General features: G+C 73.8%; 18 protein-coding genes and 3 tRNA genes. 5 read left to right on the top strand and 16 right to left on the bottom strand.

The genetic code is table 11. The features are described 5' to 3' along the window. Positions 1-116 precede the first annotated feature (116 nt). From EDD32_RS09790 to EDD32_RS09780, 3 genes are read left to right on the top strand one after another with little or no spacing between them, the layout of a single operon-like run. The gene (locus tag EDD32_RS09790; protein ID WP_211338789.1) at positions 117-1,133 is read left to right on the top strand and encodes an adenosine deaminase; all 1,017 of its coding nucleotides are present in this window, start codon (positions 117-119) and stop codon (positions 1,131-1,133) included. Continuing rightward, positions 1,130-2,044 (top strand): alpha/beta fold hydrolase, encoded by a 915-nt coding sequence (locus tag EDD32_RS09785; protein ID WP_123917039.1) that lies wholly within the window; start codon positions 1,130-1,132, stop codon positions 2,042-2,044. The genes EDD32_RS09790 and EDD32_RS09785 overlap by 4 nt, the downstream gene beginning before the upstream one ends. Continuing rightward, the gene (locus tag EDD32_RS09780) at positions 2,041-2,796 is read left to right on the top strand and encodes an esterase/lipase family protein (protein ID WP_123917037.1); all 756 of its coding nucleotides are present in this window, start codon (positions 2,041-2,043) and stop codon (positions 2,794-2,796) included. The genes EDD32_RS09785 and EDD32_RS09780 overlap by 4 nt, the downstream gene beginning before the upstream one ends. On the opposite strand, the gene EDD32_RS09775 is transcribed toward EDD32_RS09780, so the two are convergent. The 8 genes from EDD32_RS09775 to EDD32_RS09740 form a co-directional block, all read right to left on the bottom strand. Further along, positions 2,793-3,971: a UDP-N-acetylmuramate dehydrogenase gene (locus tag EDD32_RS09775; RefSeq protein ID WP_123917035.1), complete on the bottom strand. Its 1,179-nt coding sequence runs from the start codon at positions 3,969-3,971 to the stop codon at positions 2,793-2,795. The two genes, EDD32_RS09780 and EDD32_RS09775, sit on opposite strands and share 4 nt — an antisense overlap. A gap of 9 nt (positions 3,972-3,980) precedes the next feature. Further along, positions 3,981-5,231, bottom strand: a complete 1,251-nt coding sequence (locus tag EDD32_RS09770) for an MFS transporter (RefSeq protein WP_342771401.1) — start codon at positions 5,229-5,231, stop codon at positions 3,981-3,983. After that, the gene (locus EDD32_RS09765; protein ID WP_123917033.1) at positions 5,228-5,662 is read right to left on the bottom strand and encodes a MaoC/PaaZ C-terminal domain-containing protein; all 435 of its coding nucleotides are present in this window, start codon (positions 5,660-5,662) and stop codon (positions 5,228-5,230) included. Before EDD32_RS09765 ends, EDD32_RS09770 begins: the two co-directional genes overlap by 4 nt. Further along, entirely contained in the window at positions 5,659-6,132 is a 474-nt protein-coding gene (locus tag EDD32_RS09760) for an FAS1-like dehydratase domain-containing protein (protein ID WP_123917031.1), read from the bottom strand. The genes EDD32_RS09765 and EDD32_RS09760 overlap by 4 nt, the downstream gene beginning before the upstream one ends. A 33-nt stretch (positions 6,133-6,165) precedes the next feature. Next, on the bottom strand, positions 6,166-6,333 hold the full coding sequence (gene rpmG, locus EDD32_RS09755; RefSeq protein WP_123917029.1) for a 50S ribosomal protein L33: 168 nt from the start codon (positions 6,331-6,333) through the stop codon (positions 6,166-6,168). Positions 6,334-6,393: 60 nt separating this feature from the next. Then, positions 6,394-6,467 (bottom strand) — tRNA-Met (locus EDD32_RS09750). Between the two features lie 41 nt (positions 6,468-6,508). Further along, positions 6,509-6,581, bottom strand: a tRNA-Thr gene (locus EDD32_RS09745). Positions 6,582-6,842: 261 nt separating this feature from the next. Next, positions 6,843-6,924 (bottom strand) — tRNA-Tyr (locus EDD32_RS09740). A 117-nt stretch (positions 6,925-7,041) separates the two neighbouring features. Between EDD32_RS09740 and EDD32_RS09735 the strand changes: the two genes are divergently transcribed. Continuing rightward, entirely contained in the window at positions 7,042-7,539 is a 498-nt protein-coding gene (locus EDD32_RS09735; RefSeq protein WP_123917027.1) for a YajQ family cyclic di-GMP-binding protein, read from the top strand. On the opposite strand, the gene EDD32_RS19150 is transcribed toward EDD32_RS09735, so the two are convergent. The 4 genes from EDD32_RS19150 to EDD32_RS09720 all read right to left on the bottom strand — a co-directional run bounded on the left by EDD32_RS19150 (position 7,526) and on the right by EDD32_RS09720 (position 10,825). Beyond that, positions 7,526-8,020, bottom strand: coding sequence for a hypothetical protein (locus tag EDD32_RS19150; protein WP_211338788.1), 495 nt, complete (start codon positions 8,018-8,020; stop codon positions 7,526-7,528). The two genes, EDD32_RS09735 and EDD32_RS19150, sit on opposite strands and share 14 nt — an antisense overlap. 198 nt (positions 8,021-8,218) lie before the next feature. After that, positions 8,219-8,353 (bottom strand): hypothetical protein, encoded by a 135-nt coding sequence (locus tag EDD32_RS19795; protein ID WP_281274869.1) that lies wholly within the window; start codon positions 8,351-8,353, stop codon positions 8,219-8,221. 121 nt (positions 8,354-8,474) lie between these two features. Next, the gene (htpX, locus tag EDD32_RS09725; RefSeq protein WP_123917025.1) at positions 8,475-9,329 is read right to left on the bottom strand and encodes a zinc metalloprotease HtpX; all 855 of its coding nucleotides are present in this window, start codon (positions 9,327-9,329) and stop codon (positions 8,475-8,477) included. Between the two features lie 98 nt (positions 9,330-9,427). After that, positions 9,428-10,825: an FAD-dependent oxidoreductase gene (locus EDD32_RS09720; protein ID WP_123917023.1), complete on the bottom strand. Its 1,398-nt coding sequence runs from the start codon at positions 10,823-10,825 to the stop codon at positions 9,428-9,430. A 140-nt stretch (positions 10,826-10,965) separates the two neighbouring features. On the opposite strand from EDD32_RS09720, the gene rarD reads away from it, so the two are divergent. Next, on the top strand, positions 10,966-11,925 hold the full coding sequence (gene rarD / locus EDD32_RS09715) for an EamA family transporter RarD (RefSeq protein WP_246006072.1): 960 nt from the start codon (positions 10,966-10,968) through the stop codon (positions 11,923-11,925). A gap of 7 nt (positions 11,926-11,932) precedes the next feature. On the opposite strand, the gene EDD32_RS09710 is transcribed toward rarD, so the two are convergent. From EDD32_RS09710 to nuoL, 4 genes are all read right to left on the bottom strand, one after another. Next, positions 11,933-12,877 carry a polyprenyl synthetase family protein gene (locus EDD32_RS09710; protein WP_123920436.1) on the bottom strand — a complete coding sequence of 315 codons (945 nt, stop codon included), beginning with the start codon at positions 12,875-12,877 and terminating at the stop codon, positions 11,933-11,935. A 71-nt stretch (positions 12,878-12,948) separates the two neighbouring features. Further along, a complete protein-coding gene (gene nuoN / locus EDD32_RS19490) occupies positions 12,949-14,514 on the bottom strand; it encodes an NADH-quinone oxidoreductase subunit NuoN (protein ID WP_246006071.1) in 1,566 nt (521 codons plus the stop codon). Further along, the gene (locus tag EDD32_RS19485; RefSeq protein ID WP_246006070.1) at positions 14,511-16,085 is read right to left on the bottom strand and encodes an NADH-quinone oxidoreductase subunit M; all 1,575 of its coding nucleotides are present in this window, start codon (positions 16,083-16,085) and stop codon (positions 14,511-14,513) included. The genes nuoN and EDD32_RS19485 overlap by 4 nt, the downstream gene beginning before the upstream one ends. Positions 16,086-16,119: 34 nt before the next feature. Next, positions 16,120-18,096, bottom strand: a complete 1,977-nt coding sequence (gene nuoL, locus EDD32_RS09700) for an NADH-quinone oxidoreductase subunit L (RefSeq protein ID WP_123920432.1) — start codon at positions 18,094-18,096, stop codon at positions 16,120-16,122. Positions 18,097-18,101: the final 5 nt, after the last annotated feature.

The following is an 18,101-nucleotide window of genomic DNA, read 5'->3' as shown; positions in this document are numbered from 1 at the left end:
GCCTGCCGGCGGCCGGACACGGCCGCCGCAGGGGCCGGCACGACCACCGACGGTGGGCGGGCGCCCGCCCCTCACCGCGGCGTCGGCCGAGCGGCGCTGATGGCAGACTCGGCCGGGTGCGTGACCTGACCCGGCTGCCCAAGGCCCACCTCCACCTCCACTTCACCGGGTCCATGCGTGTGTCCACCCTGCGCGCGCTCGCCGCCGAGCAGGGCGTGCGGCTCCCCCAGCACCTCCTCGACGCCGACCCGCTGCGCGTCCCGGCGTCCGAGCGCGGCTGGTTCCGCTTCCAACGTTCCTACGACGCCGCACGCGCGGTCGTGCGCTCCGAGCACGCCATGCGCAGGATCGTGCGCGAGGCGGTCGAGGACGACGCCGCCGAGGGCTCGCGCCGGCTCGAGATCCAGGTCGACCCCACCTCCTACGCCCCCTGGGTCGGCGGCCTGACGCCGGCCCTGGAGATCGTCGTCGACGAGGCCCGCGCGGCGAGCGCGGCGACGGGCGTGGAGGTCGGCGTCGTCGTCGCCGCGTCCCGGACCCGGCACCCGCTCGACGCGCGCACCCTCGCCCGGCTCGCGGCCCGGTTCGCCGGGGACGCGCCGGGCGACGTGGTCGGCTTCGGCCTGAGCAACGACGAGCGGCGGGGGGACACCGCCGACTGGGCCGCGGCGTTCCGCATCGCCCGTCGTGCGGGCCTGGCCGGTCTGCCCCACGGCGGGGAGCTGCTGGGGCCGGAGCACGTGCGTGACGTCGTCGCCCACCTCAAGCCCGTCCGGCTGGGGCACGGGGTGCGCAGCGCCGAGGACCCCGACCTCCTCGCGAGGCTCGTCGACGCGGGGATCGCCCTGGAGGTCTGCCCGTCCTCCAACGTCTCCCTCGGCGTCTACCCGGGGCCGGGTGCGGTCCCCCTGCGGGTGCTCCTCGACGCCGGGGCACAGGTCGCGCTCGGCGCGGACGACCCGTTGCTCTTCCACTCCCGGCTCGTCGACCAGTACCGGATCGCCCGGGAGGAGCACGGGCTCGACGACGCCGCGCTGGCGGACCTCGCGCGCGGCTCCATCCGGGCCTCCCTCGGCACCGAACGGTCCCGGGCGGCCATGCTCGCCGACGTCGACGCCTGGCTCGTGCCATGACCGGCCCCGTCCTCAGCCCGCACACCGTCCGGGTCGAGCCTCCTGCCACGGCTTCCGAGGGCCCCGACGGCGCCGCCGAGGAACCCGCCGGCGCCACGGACAGCCCTGCCGCGGCTGCCGAGCCCCCAGCCGCGGACGAGGCCCGCAGGAGCGCACCCGGGCGGGTACGGGAGGTCGCCGTCCGACGCGTCGGCGAGGTGTTCGTGCGCGAGCTGCGCATGCCCGGCCCGCCCGGTCCCGTCTTCGTCCTCGTCCATGGCGCCGGCCTGTCCTCGCGCTACCTCCTGCCGCTGGCCCGGCGACTGGCCGCGCACGGGCAGGTGCTGCTCCTGGACCTGCCCGCCTCGCGCGGTCTGCCCGCCCCGCCGGCGGTGCTGTCGGTACCCGAGCAGGCCGAGCTGGTGCACCAGGTGGTGGCGGCGTCCGGGGTGCGTGAGGCTGTCCTCGTGGGGCACTCCATGGGCGCGCAGGTCGTGGTGGCGGCCATGGCGCGGCGCCCCGAGACCTACGACCGGGCGGTCCTGGTGGGCCCGCCCGTCAACGCCCGGGAGCGCCGGCTCGGCCGTCAGGTGCTGCGCTACGTCCAGTCCGCCGTCCACGAGCCGAGCCGCGTGGTCCGCCTCGCCGCGCGGGCGTACCTCGCCACGACCACCCGGTGGCTCGTCGACGTCGTCCCGGTCATGCTGGCCTACCGCATCGAGGACGCGATCGCCCGTCTCTCCCCCCACGGCCGCGTGGTCATCGTGCGGGGGGAGCACGACACCCTCGTGCCTGCCGACTGGTGCGAGACCCTGGCCCGGCGCTCGGGCGCCCCGACGGAGGTGGTGACCGTCCCGGGGGCCGCGCACACCGTGCTCGTGGACCACCCGGACGTCGTCGCCGCCGCAGCCCGGGCGGTGGCCGCACCGTGAGCTGGCGGCGCGCCCTCCTCGCCCGGCCGCGGGCATGGGCCGCGGACTACGTCTGGGCCACCTCGCGCCTCGTGCGTGCGGGCGCCGGTGACCTCGCCGCCAAGGTGCGGCCCGGCCGCGGGCTGGTGGAGATCGCACCGGGCGCGGCCGCCGGGCGCGTCGCGGAGGGGCCGGGCACGCCGGTGGTCCTCCTGCCCGGGATCTTCGAGACCTGGCGCTTCCTCGCCCCGCTCGCGGACCGGCTGCGCCGCACCGGCCACGAGGTGCACGTGGTCGAGGCGCTGGGGCTCAACCGCCGGGACGTACCGGCAGGCGCGGAGGCCGTGCGCCGCTACCTCGAGGGCCGGGACCTGCACGACGTCGTCCTCGTGGCCCACTCCAAGGGCGGCCTCGTCGGCAAGGCCGCGATGCTCTCCCCCGCCGGGCACCGGGTCGCGGGGATGGTCGCCGTCGCCACACCGTGGCGCGGGTCGGTCTGGGCGTGGATGTTCCCGCCGTTCACCTCGGTGGGCCGCCTCTCGCCCACGGCCAGGTCCTTGCGGACGCTGCGCCGCGACCGGTCGGTCGACGCCCGCATCGTCTCCCTCGCCCCGGCCTGGGACCCCCACATCCCGGGCAGGTCGCGCCTGGCCGGTGCGCGCAACGTGGACCTGGCCGCCCAGGGCCACTTCCGTCCGCTGGGGGACCCGGCCGTGGTGGACCAGATCCTCGGCGCCGTCGCCGAGATCAGCGGCGAGACCTCGCCCGGCTAGAGCTCGACCCCCACCAGCACCGGCTCGGGGACGAGCTCGATGCCGAAGCGGTCCCGGACGCCGTCGCGCACGGTCCGGGCCAGCGCCAACAGGTCGGCCGCGGTGGCGGACCCCCGGTTCGTCAGAGCGAGGGGGTGCTTGGTGGACAGGGTCGCCGGCCCCTGCCCGAAGCCCTTCTCGAAGCCGGCGCGGGCGATGAGCCACGCGGCCGAGGTCTTGACCAGCCCCTCGACCACCGGGGCGGTCCCGCCGATCTGGCCGATGGCGGCGTGGTCGGTGACCGGGAACCGGGGGGCGTCGGCGGGCAGACGCTCCTCGGCGATGGCGAGGGGCAGCACCGGGTTGGTGAAGAACGAGCCGGCCGACCAGGTGTCGTGGTCCTCGGGGTCGAGGACCATGCCCTTGCCCCGGCGCAGGGCCAGGACCGCCTCGCGGACCTCGGCGGCGGGGACCCGTGCCCCGACGTCGACCCCGAGGCTCCGGGCGAGCTCGGCGTAGCGCACGGGCGCCGAGAGGGTGGCCAGGCGCAGCTGGAAGGTGACGTCGAGGACGACGTAACGCCCCGTGGGGCCCCAGGGACGCCCGCCGGCGTCGTCGGTGAGGGAGCGCTTGAGCAGCGACGTGCGGTAGCCCAGGCCGAGCTCACCGACGGCGAGGAGCCGGGTGCGCCGCTCGAGCCGGTCGTACACCCGCACCGACGACAGCGTCTCGGCGACCTCCTGGCCGTAGGCGCCCACGTTCTGCACCGGCGTGGCCCCGGTGGACCCGGGGATGCCCGAGAGGGCCTCGACGCCCATCCACCCCTCGGCGACGGCGGTGGCCACCACCTCGTCCCACGGCTGGCCGGCGGGCACGACGACGTTGGCACCGGCGCAGGAGGAGTCGGCGACGCCGTCGACGCTGCGCCGCGCGTCGCGCACGACGAGGCCGTCGAAGCCGGCGTCGGCGGCGAGGATGTTCGAGCCGCCGCCGAGGACGAGCAGCGGCGTCCCCGCCTCGTCCGCGCCGCGGACGGCGTCGACGAGCTCGGCCTCGCTGTGCGTCTCGGCGTAGGCCGCGACCGGGCCGCCCACGCGCAGGGTGGTGAGGTCGGCGAGCGTGGGCCGGGGGCCGGCGGGCCGCTCGGCGAGGGCGGCGCCGGCGGGGTCCGTGCCGGGCGTGGTGGGTTCGGCCATGCCCCCAGGCTACGGCCGGGAGGGGCGGGGCTCCTCCTCGCGGGCCGCCGGGCCGATCGGCCGGGCCGCCGGCACCAGGGCGAGGCCCAGCACCAGCGGGACGGCGATGGCGAGCAGCGAGAGCCGGTAGCCGACCTGCTCGGCGAGCAGGCCCAGCAGCGGCGGGCCGGCGAGGAACGCCGTGTAGCCGATGGAGGAGACGACGGAGACCCGGGCGGCGGCGTGGACGGGTTCGTCGCTCGCCGCCGACATGCCCACGGGGAAGCCCAGCGCAGCCCCCAGGCCCCACAGGACGGCCCCGGCGAGCGCCGGCAGCATCGCGGGCGACAGCGTGAACAGCAGCAGCCCCACCAGGGCCAGCGCGGTGGACAGGCGCAGGACCGGCACCCGGCCGTAGCGGTCCAGGAGCTCGGTGCCCACCAGACGCATCGCCGTCATGGCCGTGACGAAGATGCCGAACCCGACCGCGCCGACCGCGTTCGTGGTGCCGAAGCCGTCCACGACGGCCAGGGCGAGCCAGTCGTTCGCCGCGCCCTCGGTGAGGGCGGCGGCGAGCACGACGAGCCCCACGAGCAGGGTGCGGCGCTCGGTCCAGGCGCGGAAGGTGGTGCGCCAGCCGTGGTGGCGCTCCCCCGCGGGCGGCGGGTCGGGCAGGAACGCGCGCACGCTGAGGAGGACCGCGACGTAGATCAGGCCCAGGACGACGAGCAGGTGCACCATCACCGAGATGCCCGCGAGGGCGGCCAGGGCGCCCATGCCGGCCCCGAGCACCGTGCCGAGGGAGAACCCGGCGTGGAACCGCGGCATGATCGCCCGGCCCAGGGCCTGCTCGACCGCTCCGCCCTCGAGGTTCATCGAGACGTCCCACGCGGCGATCCCGGCCTGGCCGGCGAACAGTGCGGGGGCGAGGAGCCCCACCTCACCGATGCCGACCGCGACGGCGACGAACGCGAAGGAGACGACGTTGAGGGTCGCGGCCAGGACGACGGTGCGGCGCGTCCCGATGCGCTGGACGACCGCCCCGGTCAGGGGCAGGGCGAGGACGGAGCCGACCGAGCCGACCAGCAGGAGGATCCCCAGCCGCGCCGGGGTCAGGTCGAGGGCGTCGCGCACGGCGGGCAGACGGGAGACCCAGTTGGCGAAGACGAGGCCGTTGAGGGTGAAGACGGCGAACGTGGCCCAGGCGGCCCGGTCGGCCCGGCGCCGGTCGGCGGGCACGCCGGGCACACCGGGGACGTGCGCCGCGGGCGAGCCGCTCACGCCAGCCGGACGACGGCCTGGGCCTTGGCCAGCACCGACGTCCCGCCGCTGGTCACGCGCAGGTCCACCCGGACGGAGCCGGCGGCGAGGTCGACGGCGCCGACCGTGCCGACCACCTCGACCTCGGCGGCGCCCGGGTCGGGGACCTCGACGGGCCGGGTGAAGCGCACCCCGAGGTCGACGACGGCGCCGGGGTCCTGGGCCCAGTCCTCCACGGCGGCGCCGGCCAGTCCCATGGTGGCCATCCCGTGGGCGATCACCCCGGGCAGCCCGACCTCGTGGGCGACCCGGTCGCTGTAGTGGATGGGGTTGAAGTCGCCGCTGGCGCCGGCGTAGCGCACCAGCCGGGCCCGGTCGACGGTGAAGGTCCGCGCGAAGATCTCGGTGCCGGGCTCGAGCTCGGTCAGGACGGGGCGCCGCACCTCGCTCATCGCCCTTCACCCCGCACGGCGAGGACGGACACGACCGTGGCGACGGGGGCGTCCTCGGCGTCCGCGATCTCGGCCCGGGTGGTGACGAGGGTGATGCCGGCGCGCTCGACGATGCGGTCGACGTGGACGGTGGTGCGCAGCCGGTCCCCGGCCACGATGGGCCGGTGGTGGGTCAGCCGCTCCTCGGCGTGGACGACGCGGGAGAAGTCGATCCCGGACTCGGGCGAGGCGACGTAGGCCTGCTCGGCGCGCTGGGCGATGACCACCGCGAACGTGGGGGGTGCCACCACGTCGGCGTAGCCCAGGGCCCAGGCGGCGTCGGGGTCGGTGTGGGCCGGGTGGGTGGCCCCCGTCGCCTCGGCCATCTCGGCGATCTTGACCCGGGAGACCTCGTAGGTCTCCCGCGGGGCATAGGAACGCCCCACGAGCGTCTGGTCGACGCCGGTGGGGCGGGTGCTGCTCTCGGTCATCCCGCCAGCCTAGGGCAGGGGGACGACCGCGGGTCAGCGGGTCTCGCGGTGCGCCGTCTTGGCGTTGCAGCGCGGGCAGAACTTCTGCAGCTCGAGACGGTCGGGGTTGTTCCGACGGTTCTTCTTGGTGATGTAGTTCCGCTCCTTGCACACCTCGCAGGCGAGAGTGATCTTCGGGCGGATGTCGGTGGACTTGGCCACGGCGTTTCCTCACGTTCCTGCCTCGTGCGAGCGGCCGGGTTTGGCTGCTTCGTCTGTCGGTAGCGGGGGCGGGGCTCGAACCCGCGACCTCACGATTATGAGTCGTGCGCTCTCACCAACTGAGCTACCCCGCCTCGTCTCCGGACCGTCGACCGTGCGACGGTCCGCAGACCTGAGCCCCGAAAGGGAATCGAACCCTTGACCTTCTCCTTACCATGGAGACGCTCTGCCGACTGAGCTATCGGGGCAGCGCGGACGAGCCTACATGGACTCGGCGCCGAACGTGAAATCCGCCGGCGGCCCCCGACCGGTGACTCCTCTCACACCGCCACGGGCCTCACGGGAACCGGGTGGACGCCGTCGGTGACCGGCGCCGACCACCACCGGGGACCGGCCCGGACCCACGAGGCCCGGACGCATGAGGCCCTGATGCACGAGCTTCTTACGCACGCGGCCCGGACCCTCCTGGGAGGATCCGGGCCGGCGCCGATGTCAGACATCGCGTGCGGTGGCGGGTGAGGGATTCGAACCCCCGAAGCATTCCGCAGCTGATTTACAGTCAGCCCCCTTTGGCCACTCGGGTAACCCGCCTCGTGGCTCGGTGCGCGGACAACGATAGCAAGATTTGCGGGGTGCTTGCGCCGCGCGGGTGCGCGATGATGGTCACAGCCGCGAGATCCCCACCGTCCCGACCCCAGGAGCGCACGCATGCCCGACTCGTCCTTCGACATCGTCAGCAAGGTGGACCGCCAGGAGGTGGACAACGCCGTCAACCAGGCCGCGAAGGAGATCGCGCAACGCTACGACTTCAAGAACGTCGGCGCCTCGGTGACCCTGGCCGGCGACGTGGTGACCATGACCGCCAACTCCGCCGAGCGGGTCAAGGCGGTCCTGGACGTCCTGCAGACCAAGCTCATCCGCCGCGGCGTCTCGCTCAAGGCCCTGGACCTCGGCGACGGCGAGCCGCGCGCCTCGGGCAAGGAGTACCGGCTGGCCGGGTCGCTCAAGGAGGGGTTGGACCAGGAGAACGCGAAGAAGATCACCAAGCTGATCCGCGACGCCGGCCCGAAGGGTGTCAAGGCCCAGATCACCGGCGACGAGGTGCGGGTGAGCTCGAAGAACCGCGACGACCTCCAGGCCGTCATCGCCCTGCTCAAGGGCGCGGACGACGTCGACGCGGCGCTGCAGTTCGTCAACTACCGCTGAGCGGCCGCGTGCGGGCTGCCGCCGGGCGGCGCCGCCGACCCGCCGGGAGACGGTCCGCCGGGCCCCGTCGAGGACCCGAGGAGACCTCGACAGCGGCGTCCAGCACCGACGCCCGCAGCGCCGCGACGCGCCGACCGAGGCCGGCGAGCGTCTCCCGGTCCGGCGCCCCGATCCGGCCCTGCCTGTCCGGCGGCACGTTGAGCAGGAGCGTGGCGTCGCCCCCGACCGCGGAGCGGTAGAGAGCGGAGAGCTCGTCGGCGGAGCGGACCTCACCGTCCTCGGCGGGGTGGTGGAACCAGCCCGGGCGGATCGAGGTGTTGACCTCGGCGGGGTACCACACGAGGTCGTCCTCCCCGGCCAGCGCGGCGCGTGAGCCGAGCTCGTCGTCGTCGCTGCGCACGAGCCGGGCGGAGCCAGGGTCGTCAGTGTGCTGGGACCGGCCGGCGGTGCGCTCGGCGTCCTGGAGGGCCCGTGGGACCACGCTCCACTCGTCGCGGCGCGTGTGCCCGGCCTCGTTGCCGCACCAGCGCACGTCGGGCCCGCACACGCTGATGACGGCGTCGGGCTGCAGGTCCCGGACGACGGCCTGGTACCGCGCCCAGTCGTAGACGTGCCACGCGCCCGCGGCGAGAGGTAGACGCCGAGGGCGAGCCCGTGCCGGCGGGCGGCGTCGGCGACCTCACCGACGAGGTCGCCACGGCCCGCCCGCCAGGGTGGCGCGGCGACGGAGTGCGTCGTCGTCGCCGTCGGGCGGGTCGAAGAGCGCCGGGTCCTCCCGGCCGGTCCCCCGCTCGGCGTCGGTCATCGTGTTCATCCCGACGTGGAGGAACCCGTAGAGCTCGCGAGCCTGCCAGGCGACCTGGCGGGCGCTCGGCGCACGGCCGTCAGGCGGTCGTCGACGTCGGTCGCTCGCGGTACGGGGGCACGCTACCGGCTCAGTACCCGGCCAGGCGCTCCAGCCGCGCGATCCGCTCGGCCATGGGCGGGTGGGTCGCGAACATCCGCGCGGCCCCGCCGCCCCGGAAGGGGTTCGCGATCATCATGTGGCTGACGTTCTCCAGCCGCTGCGTCGGCTGGAGCGGCCGGGCGCTCGTCCCCGCCTCGATCTTGCGCAGCGCGGAGGCCAGCGCCAGCGGGTCGCCGGTGAGCTGCGCGCCGTCCTCATCGGCGTCGTACTCACGCGTGCGGGAGATCGCCAGCTGGATGAGGCTGGCGGCGATCGGGGCGAGCAGCGCCGTCGCGAGCAGGGCGAGCGGGTTGGCGTTGCGGTCACGGCCGCCGAAGAAGAGCATGAACTGCGCGACCGAGGTGATGACCCCCGCGAACGCCGCGGCCACCGACGAGGTGAGGATGTCGCGGTTGTACACGTGCATGAGCTCGTGCCCGAGCACGCCGCGCAGCTCGCGCGGCTCGAGCATCTGGAGGATGCCCTCCGTGCAGCACACGGCGGCGTTGCGCGGGTTACGCCCGGTGGCGAAGGCGTTGGGCTGGGCGGTGGGTGCGATGTAGAGCCGGGGCATCGGCTGGCGGGCCGCCGTCGCGAGCTCACGGACGATGGCGTGGTAGCCGGGCGCCTCGGCCTCGCTGACCGGCCGGGCCCGCATCGCCCGGATGGCGAGCTTGTCGGAGTTCCAGTAGCCGTAGAAGGTCGTGGCCAGGCCGATGACCGCGAAGACCCAGATGAAGGCCGACCGGCCGGTCCCGTTGGCGACGAGGGCGCCGATGCCGAGCATGAGCGCCCACATCGCCCCGAACAGCAACGTCGTCTTCAGGCCGTTGTGGTGCCTCATCCACGATCCTCTCCTCGGCCGGGCCGGTGTGCCACCACCGACCACAACGATCGACGCCCGTCCGGGGTTCCGGCGCGCATCCGGCCGGACGGGTCGGCTCAGAGCAGGCGGCCGTCGTGCTCCTCGCCGCGGGAGATCGCCGTCATCGTCTCGCGCTCGACCACCTTGACGCGCTCACGCTCGACCCCCTCGTAGGCCTGGCCGAGCTGCTGCTCGAACGCGTCGAGGAGCTCCCAGCCCTCCCACGTGGTGTACCGCACACCTGCCGCGTCGAGCTCGGCGAGCATCGCCTCGTGGCCGACGGCGTCGCCGTGCGCCCGGAGCAGGCCGGCCCGGGCGTCCTCGACGAGGTGCGCGATCGTCTGCTGGGCGTCGGACTTCGTCGAGCCGATCAGCCCCACGGGGCCGCGCTTGATCCAGCCGGTGGCGTACACGCCGGTGAGGTAGTCGCCGTCGTCGCCGAGAACCCGGCCCTCGGTGTTGGGGATGACGCCCGACCGCTCGTCGAAGGGCAGGCCCGGGACGGGCGAGCCGAAGTACCCCACCGCCCGGTAGACGGCCTGGACGGGGGTGTCCACGAACTCCCCCGTGCCCCGCACGCTGCCGTCGCCGGTGAGCTCGGTGCGCTCGGTGCGGATGCCCTCGACGCGGTCGGAGCCGAGCACCTCGACGGGCCGGTGCATGAAGTGCAGGTGGATGCGGCGTGCGGCGGTGCGCTCGGCGGGGTCCTTGAGCGTCCAGTCCATGAGGGTCTTGACGACCTGCTTGGTCTGGTTCGAGGACCGGATGGCCTCCTCGGAGCCCTCGTCGAACTGGAAGTCCTCGTCGTAGACGACGACGTCGACGTCCGGGACCTTGCCCAGCTCGCGCAGCTCCAGCGGGGTGAACTTCACCTGCGCCGGGCCGCGCCGGCCGAAGACGTGCACGTCGGTGACGGGGCTCGCGGACAGCGCCTGGGCGACGTTCTCGGGGATCTCGGTGACCATGAGGTCGCGCGCGTGCTTGGCGAGGATCCGCGCCACGTCGAGCGCGACGTTGCCGACGCCGAGCACCGCCACCTCCCGGGCCTCGAGCGGCCACGTGCGCGGGACGTCGGGGTGACCGTCGTACCAGGAGACGAAGTCCGCGGCGCCGTAGCTGCCGGGCAGCTCGATCCCAGGGATGTTCAGGGGGGCGTCGCGGTCGGAGCCGGTGGAGAAGATCACCGCGTCGTAGTGCCGCTGCAGGTCCGCCAGGGAGACGTCCTTGCCGACGTCGACGTTCCCGACCAGCCGGATGTCCCCGCGCTGGAGGATCTTGTACAGCGCCACGATGATCTGCTTGATCCGCGGGTGGTCCGGGGCGACGCCGTAGCGCACCAGGCCGAACGGGGCGGGCAGCCGCTCGAAGAGGTCGATGGACACCTCGAGCCCTGACTTGGACAGGATGTCGGCGGCGTAGATGCCGGCCGGACCGGCGCCGACGAGCGCGACGGACAACGGGCGGGAGCTGGTCACGGGTGCCTCTCGTACGGGGTGCCGGGCCGTCGGCGCTGCGCACGGCCCTCGGAAGTCCAGCGACCAGTCTAGGACGGCGGGCGTCCGGCGTCGTTCGGCGCCCGTCACACCCCGGCCCGCCGATCTGCCAGAGTGCGTGGGTGAGCCACTCCCCCACCACCCCCGGGGCCGTACCGGGCCGACGGACGACCGACGCGACGCCCACCGGCGGCCTGCCCTACGGCCTGGGCGCCTACCTCATGTGGGGCGCCTTCCCCCTGTACTTCCGCCTCCTGGAGGAGGCGGGCGCGCTCGAGATCGTCGCGCACCGTGCGGCGTGGAGCCTCGTGTTCTGCGTCGGCCTGCTCGCCGTGACCGGTGCGCTGCGGACCCTGCGCCCCGTACTGCGCTCGGGCCGGACCTTGGCGGTGCTCTCCCTCGGCGCGGCGCTGGTGGCGGCGAACTGGCTCGTCTACGTGTACGGGGTCAACACCGGCCGCACGGTGGACGCCGCGCTGGGCTACTTCATCAACCCGCTCGTCACCGTCCTCCTCGCCGTCGTGGTCCTCGGGGAGCGCCTGCGCCCGATGCAGTGGGTGGCGACCGCGATCGGCGGAGCGGCCGTCGTCGTCATCGCGGTCGGCTACGGCAAGCTGCCGTGGATCTCCCTCACCCTGGCCGCGACCTTCGGCCTGTACTCGCTGGTGAAGAACCGCGTGGGCCGGACCGTGGGCGCCCTGGCCGGCCTGACCGTGGAGACCGCCGCCCTCTTCCCGCTGGCGGTGGGCTACCTCGTCGTCCTGGGCGCGACGGGCGCCGGGGTGGTCGGCGTCGCCGGCGCAGACACGCGCCTGACGGCGCTCCTCGTCGCGTCCGGGCCGCTCACGGCGGTGCCCCTGCTGCTGTTCGGCGCGGCCGCCCGCCGGCTCCCGCTGAGCGTCATCGGCATGCTCCAGTACCTCACTCCCGCCCTCCAGCTCGCGGTGGGCGTGGCGCTCTTCCACGAGCCGATGCCGCCGGAGCGGTGGGCCGGGTTCGCGCTGGTGTGGGCCGCGATCGTCGTGCTCAGCGTCGACGGCGCGCGCGCCGAGCGGACCCGCCGGCGCCTGGTGCGCGCCTGAGGGCGCGTCAGGCCAGGCGGTCCACGAGCAGGGAGGCGAAGGCGCCGAGGGCGTCCTTGACCGGCCCGGCTGGCAGCGGCGCGAGCTCGGCGACGGCGTCGTGGGCCCACGCGGTGGCCAGCGCCTTGGCCTCGGCGACGACCTCGTGGTCGCGCAGCCCGGCGACGACGGCACGCAGGTCCTCGTCGGAGCCCAGGTCGGTGCCCAGCCGGGTCAGGACGGCGGTGCCGGCCTCGTCGAGGGTGCCGGCGGCGGCGCGCTCGCGCAGCAGCAGCACCGGCATGGTGTCGACCCCCTCACGCAGGTCCGTGCCGGGGGTCTTGCCGGTCGTGGCGGCGTCGGCCGAGAGGTCGATGACGTCGTCGGCGAGCTGGAAGGCCACGCCGACCTTCTCGCCGTAGCGGGCCATGACCTCGGCGACCTCGGCGCCCGCGCCGGAGAACGTCGCGCCGTAGCGCGCGGACGTGGCGATGAGGGAGCCGGTCTTGTCCGCGAGGACCTGGATGTAGTGGGCGCGGGCGTCCTGGCCGTCGGCGGGCCCCAGGGTCTCGTGGAGCTGGCCCAGGCACAGGCGCTCGAAGGTCTCGGCGTGGACCAGCACGGCGTCCGGGCCGAGGGAGGCGACCATCTGGGACGCGCGGGCGAAGAGCAGGTCCCCGGTGAGGATCGCCACGGAGTTGCCCCACACCTCGTGGGCGGCGGGCGCCCCACGCCGCATGGGCGCGGAGTCCATGACGTCGTCGTGGTACAGGGTGGCGAGGTGGGTCAGCTCGACGGCGACGCCGGCGGTGAGGACGTCGTCGCCGGCGCCCTCCCCCAGCTGGGCGGCCAGCAGGGTGAGCAGCGGCCGCAGCCGCTTTCCGCCCGCCGCGGCCAGGTGCGCCGTCGGGGCGTCGACGAGCGCGTCGGCGCCGGCCACGGCGGCTCGCAGCCGCTCCTCCACCGCGGTCATGGCCGGCTGGAGCCGGGCCTCGAGCTCGGCGTCCCCCAGGGGGAGGATGGTCGTCACGAGGGGAACGGTACTCAAGGAAGGAACACCGCCGCCTGCGCGGCGAGGTCGAGCACCGGGCCGGGCAGGACACCGAGCAGCACGGTGCCGACGACGGCGACGCCCACCGCCACCGTGGTCAGGCCCTCCGAGGCCACCACCGCGGTGGTCTCGCCGTCGGGCTCGGTGAAGAACATGAGCACGACGAGGCGCACGTAGAAGAACGCCGTCGCGGCCGAGGCCAGCACGGCCAGGAGGACGAGGACCCAGGCCCCGCCGTCGACGCCGGCGGAGAACACCGCGAACTTCCCGATGAAGCCGCCGGTGAGCGGGATGCCCGCGAATGAGAGCAGGAACACCACCATCGCGACGGCTGCGGCAGGGCTGCGCCGCCCGAGCCCCGCCCACTGGGACAGGTGCGTCGCCTCGCCGGTGACGTTGCCCTCCGTGTCACGCTCGCGCACGAGGGTGACCAGCGCGAACGCGCCGACCGTCGCCAGGCCGTAGGCGAGGAGGTAGAAGAGGACCGAGGAGATGCCCTGCGACCGCAGCGAGATGACGCCGATGAGCACGAAGCCGGCGTGGGCGATCGAGGAGTACGCCAGCATCCGCTTGACGTCGGTCTGGATGATGCCGAGCACCGTGCCGACGAGCATGGTGAGGATGATCACCGCCCACATGAACGGGGCGAGGTCCCAGCCGAGGTCCGGCACGACGACGTAGACGAAGCGCAGGAGCGCCCCGAAGGCCGCCACCTTGGTCGCGGCCGCCATGAACCCCGTCACCGGGGTGGGGGCGCCGGTGTAGACGTCGGGGGTCCAGGCGTGGAAGGGCACGGCGCCGACCTTGAACAGCAGGCCCACGATGACCAGGACCGAGCCGCCGAGCAGGAGCCAGTCCAGGCCCACGGTCGCCGGGACCGCCTGCGCGAGGTCGGCCAGCCGCACTGACCCGGAGTAGCCGTAGAGCAGGGCGATGCCGAAGATGACGAACGCGGAGGCGAACGCCCCGAGGAGGAAGTACTTCAGGGAAGCCTCCTGGGACAGCAGGCGGCGGCGCCGCGCCATGCCCGCGAGGACGTACAGCGGCAGCGACAGCACCTCCAGCGCCACGAAGAGGGTCAGCAGGTCGCCGGCGGCCGGGAAGGCCAGCATCCCGGTCAGGGCGAACATGGTCAGAGGGAAGACCTCGGTCTGGACCCAGGCCGCGCGGGTGGAGTCCGCCTCCTCGGGCGAGCCGGGCCGCGAGGCAGCCATGGCCACGAACGCGCCCTCGCCCGACTCGGTCCGGTCGGCGATGACGAGGAGCCCGAGGAACCCGACGAGCGCGAGGATCGCCTGGGACGCCAGGGTCGGACCGTCCTCGATGAGCGCGCCGCCGACGATCTCGCGCGGACCCTCGGCCTCGACGACCGTCCAGCGCCACACGACGGCGACGAGCGCGGCGGCGGTGGCGAGCAGGCTCAGCACCAGCTGCACGGCCCGGCGGGCCGGCCGCGGTACGAAGGCCTCGAGGAGGACACCGAGGACGGCGGCCCCCAGGACGATGAGGATCGGGGTCAGGGCCGCCCACTCGACGGTGGGTGCGACGAACGTGTTCACTTGTTCTCCTCGTGCGTCCCGGCGGTGGACGCCGGCAGGTGGGCCGCGTCGGCGGACCCCACGGAGCTGGGCTGGTCGAGGGCGAGCTGCGCGGCCAGGGGGGTCACGGCGTCGATGACCGGGGCGGGGTAGAAGCCGAGTGCGAGCATCGCGGCCACGAGCGGGCCGACCACCCACTTCTCCCGGGCCCGCAGGTCGCGCACCGCCAGGAGGCTCTCCTGGGGCGGGCCGGTGAAGATCCGCTGGTACGGCAGCAGGATGTACAGCGCGGCGATGATGACACCGAGGACGGCGACGACGCCGGCGACGACCGAGACCCGGAAGGTGCCCAGGAGCACGAGGAACTCCGGGACGAACCCGCTCAGGCCGGGCAGGGCGATCGTGGCGAGGCCGGCGACGAGGAACGTGCCGGCCAGGACGGGGGTGACGCGCTGCATGCCGCCGTAAGCGGGGATCTGCTGGGTGCCACCGCGGCCGGTGAGGAACCCGGCCGCGAAGAACAGCGCCCCGGTGGAGACGCCGTGGGTGACCATGTAGACCATCGCGCCGGCCAGCGCCACCTCCTCGCGGACGAAGATGCCCAGGACGATGAAGCCGAAGTGGCTGACCGAGGTGAAGGCGATCATCCGCATGATGTCGCGCTGGCCCACGGCCAGCAGCCCGCCGTAGATGATCGAGACGAGTGCGAGGGCGATGATGACCGGCGCGGCCCACTCGGCGGCCGCGGGGAAGAGCGGGATCGTCAGGGTGATCATCCCGAAGGTGCCGACCTTGTCCAGGACGCCGACGAGCAGGACCGACGTGCCGGCCGGAGCCTGCTGCGCCGTGTCCGGCAGCCAGGTGTGCACCGGCCACATCGGCGCCTTGATCGCGAATGCGATGAAGAACGAGAGGAACAGCAGCCGCTCGCCCCACACGCTCGTGGTGAGGTTGCCGGCGAGGGAGTCCACGAGGAAGCCCTGCTCGCCCCCGGGCCCGGCGAGGTACACCGCGACGACGCCGACGAGCATGATGAGCCCGCCCGCGAGGGAGTACAGGAGGAACTTCAGGGCCGCGGTGCGCCGGCGGGGCCCGCCGTAGCTGCCCACGAGGAAGTAGACCGGGATGAGCATCGCCTCGAACAGCACGTAGAAGAGGAACACGTCCCGGGCGGCGAAGACCGCCACCATGAGCGCCTCGAGGAGGAGCACGAGCGCGACGTAGCCCATCTGGCGCCGCTCGACGACCGTGCCCGGCACGGCCACCTCCTGGTCGCGCCATGCGGCGAGGACGACCAGCGGCACGAGCGCCACCGCGAGCAGGACCATGACCAGGCCGAGCCCGTTGACGCCCAGCGCCCACGAGACGCCCAGCTGCGGGATCCACGGGGTGACCTCACCGAGCTGGACCTCCCCGGCGGCAGCGACGTCGAATTGCGTCGCCGCCACGACGGCGAGGGCGAGCTCGAGCAAGGACACGGCCAGGGCGAAGGGCCGTGCCACCCGGTGCAGCGGAGCCACGAGCCACAGCAGCAGGGCGGCCGCGGCCGGGAGTGCGATGAGGACCGTCAGCCACGGGAAGGCCTCGTTCATAGTCTGCAACTTCCTCTACCTCTTCCTTTGTGCCCTAGACGCGCGAGGCGAGGACGACGACCAGGGCGAGCACCACACCGGCGAGCATCGTCGCGGCGTAGGTGCGGACGTAACCGTTCTGGAGCCGGGCCAGGACGCGGCCGGTGCCCGAGGTCCCCCGGGCCACCCCCATGACGGCCCCGTCGACGACGGCGGAGTCGGCGTAGACGAGTGAGCGGGTGAGGTACTGGGACGGCCGCATGAAGACGCCCTCGTTGACGGCGTCCTGGTACAGGTCGTTGCGGGCCGCGACGACGAGCGGCGAGCCCGCCGGCGCCACCACCGGCACCTCGGCGGCGCCGTAGCGACGCCAGGCCAGGAACGCGCCGAGGAGGACGAGCACGATGGTGGCGCCCACGATGACGGGCACCGGGAGCACGGGCTCGTGGTGCTCGACGGTGCCGGTGACCGGCTCGAGCCAGGTGACGAAGCCGTCACCGGCGGCCATGATCCAGCCCAGCCCGACCGAGCCCACCGCGAGGATGATCATGGGGACCGTCATGAGGGCCGGGGACTCGTGCGGATCCTGCTCGGCACCCTCCTCGGCGGTGGTCCACCGCGCCTTGCCGTGGAAGGTCATGAAGAACATGCGGGACATGTAGAACGCGGTGATCCCGGCGCCGAGCAGCGCGACGGTGCCGAGCACCCAGGGCTGCCAGCCCTCGCCCACGTAGGCGGACTCGATGATCTTGTCCTTGCTCCAGAAGCCGGAGAACGGCGGGACGCCGAGGATCGCGAGCCACCCCATCATGAAGGTGATCCAGGTGATCTTCATGAACCTCGAGAGGTTGCCGAACCGGCGCAAGTCCACCTGGTCGTTCATGCCGTGCATGACCGAGCCGGCCCCGAGGAACATCCCGGCCTTGAAGAAGCCGTGGGTCACGAGGTGGAAGACGGCGAACGCGTAGCCGACGGGACCCAGGCCCGCGCCGAGCATCATGTAGCCGATCTGGGACATCGTCGAGGCCGCGAGGACCTTCTTCATGTCGTCCTTGGCGGAACCGACGATCGCACCGAACAGCAGCGTGATGGCGCCGACGATCGCCACGACGAGCAGCGCGGTCGGTGCCCCGTCGTAGATCGGGCCGGAGCGCACCACGAGGTAGACGCCGGCGGTGACCATGGTGGCGGCGTGGATGAGCGCCGAGACCGGCGTCGGGCCGGCCATGGCGTCGCCGAGCCAGGCCTGGAGCGGGAACTGGGCCGACTTGCCCGTCGCGGCGAGCAGGAGGAGGAGCCCGATCGCGGTGAGGAGCCCCTCCCCCGCGCCGGCGGCGGAGCTGAAGACCGTGGCGAAATCCACGGCGCCGAACGCGGCGAACATCGTCATCATCGCCAGGAGCAGGCCGACGTCGCCCACCCGGTTCATGACGAACGCCTTCTTCGCGGCGACGGCGTAGTCGGTGCGGTAGTTCCAGAACCCGATGAGCAGGTACGACGCCAGGCCCACGCCCTCCCAGCCGACGAAGAGCAGCACGTAGCTGTCGGCGAGGACGAGCAGGAGCATGGCCGCGACGAAGAGGTTGAGGTAGGCGAAGAACCGGCGCCGGTCGTGGTCGTGCTCCATGTAGGCCACGGAGTAGATGTGGATGAGCGTGCCGACGAACGTCACGAGCATGACGAAGGTCATCGACAGCGGGTCGACCCGCATCCCGGCGTCGACGCTGAGGTCCCCGGCCGGGATCCAGCTGAAGAGGTGGACGTCCATGACCCGCTCCTCGGCGGGGAGCCCGAGGAGCTGGAGGATGACGAGGAGCCCGACGACGAAGGACGCCGCCGAGGCGAGCACCCCGAGCCAGTGGCCCCAGCGGTCGGCGCGGCGTCCGGCGACGAGCAGCAGGCCCGCGCTGAGCAGCGGCACGGCGACGAGGAGCCAGGCCAGCGACGCGGCGCCGGAGGCGGCGGACGGCTCGGCGACGGCGCCCGGCAGGGCCAGCGGGAGGGCCGTGGGCACGGTGAGAGAACCCAGCATGGTGG

Origin of the sequence: Georgenia muralis (genome assembly GCF_003814705.1) — a bacterium.
GTDB classification, from domain to species: domain Bacteria; phylum Actinomycetota; class Actinomycetes; order Actinomycetales; family Actinomycetaceae; genus Georgenia; species Georgenia muralis.
The sequence above is the reverse complement of the archived record's forward strand: the minus strand, read 5'-3'. Positions and strand labels throughout refer to the sequence as shown.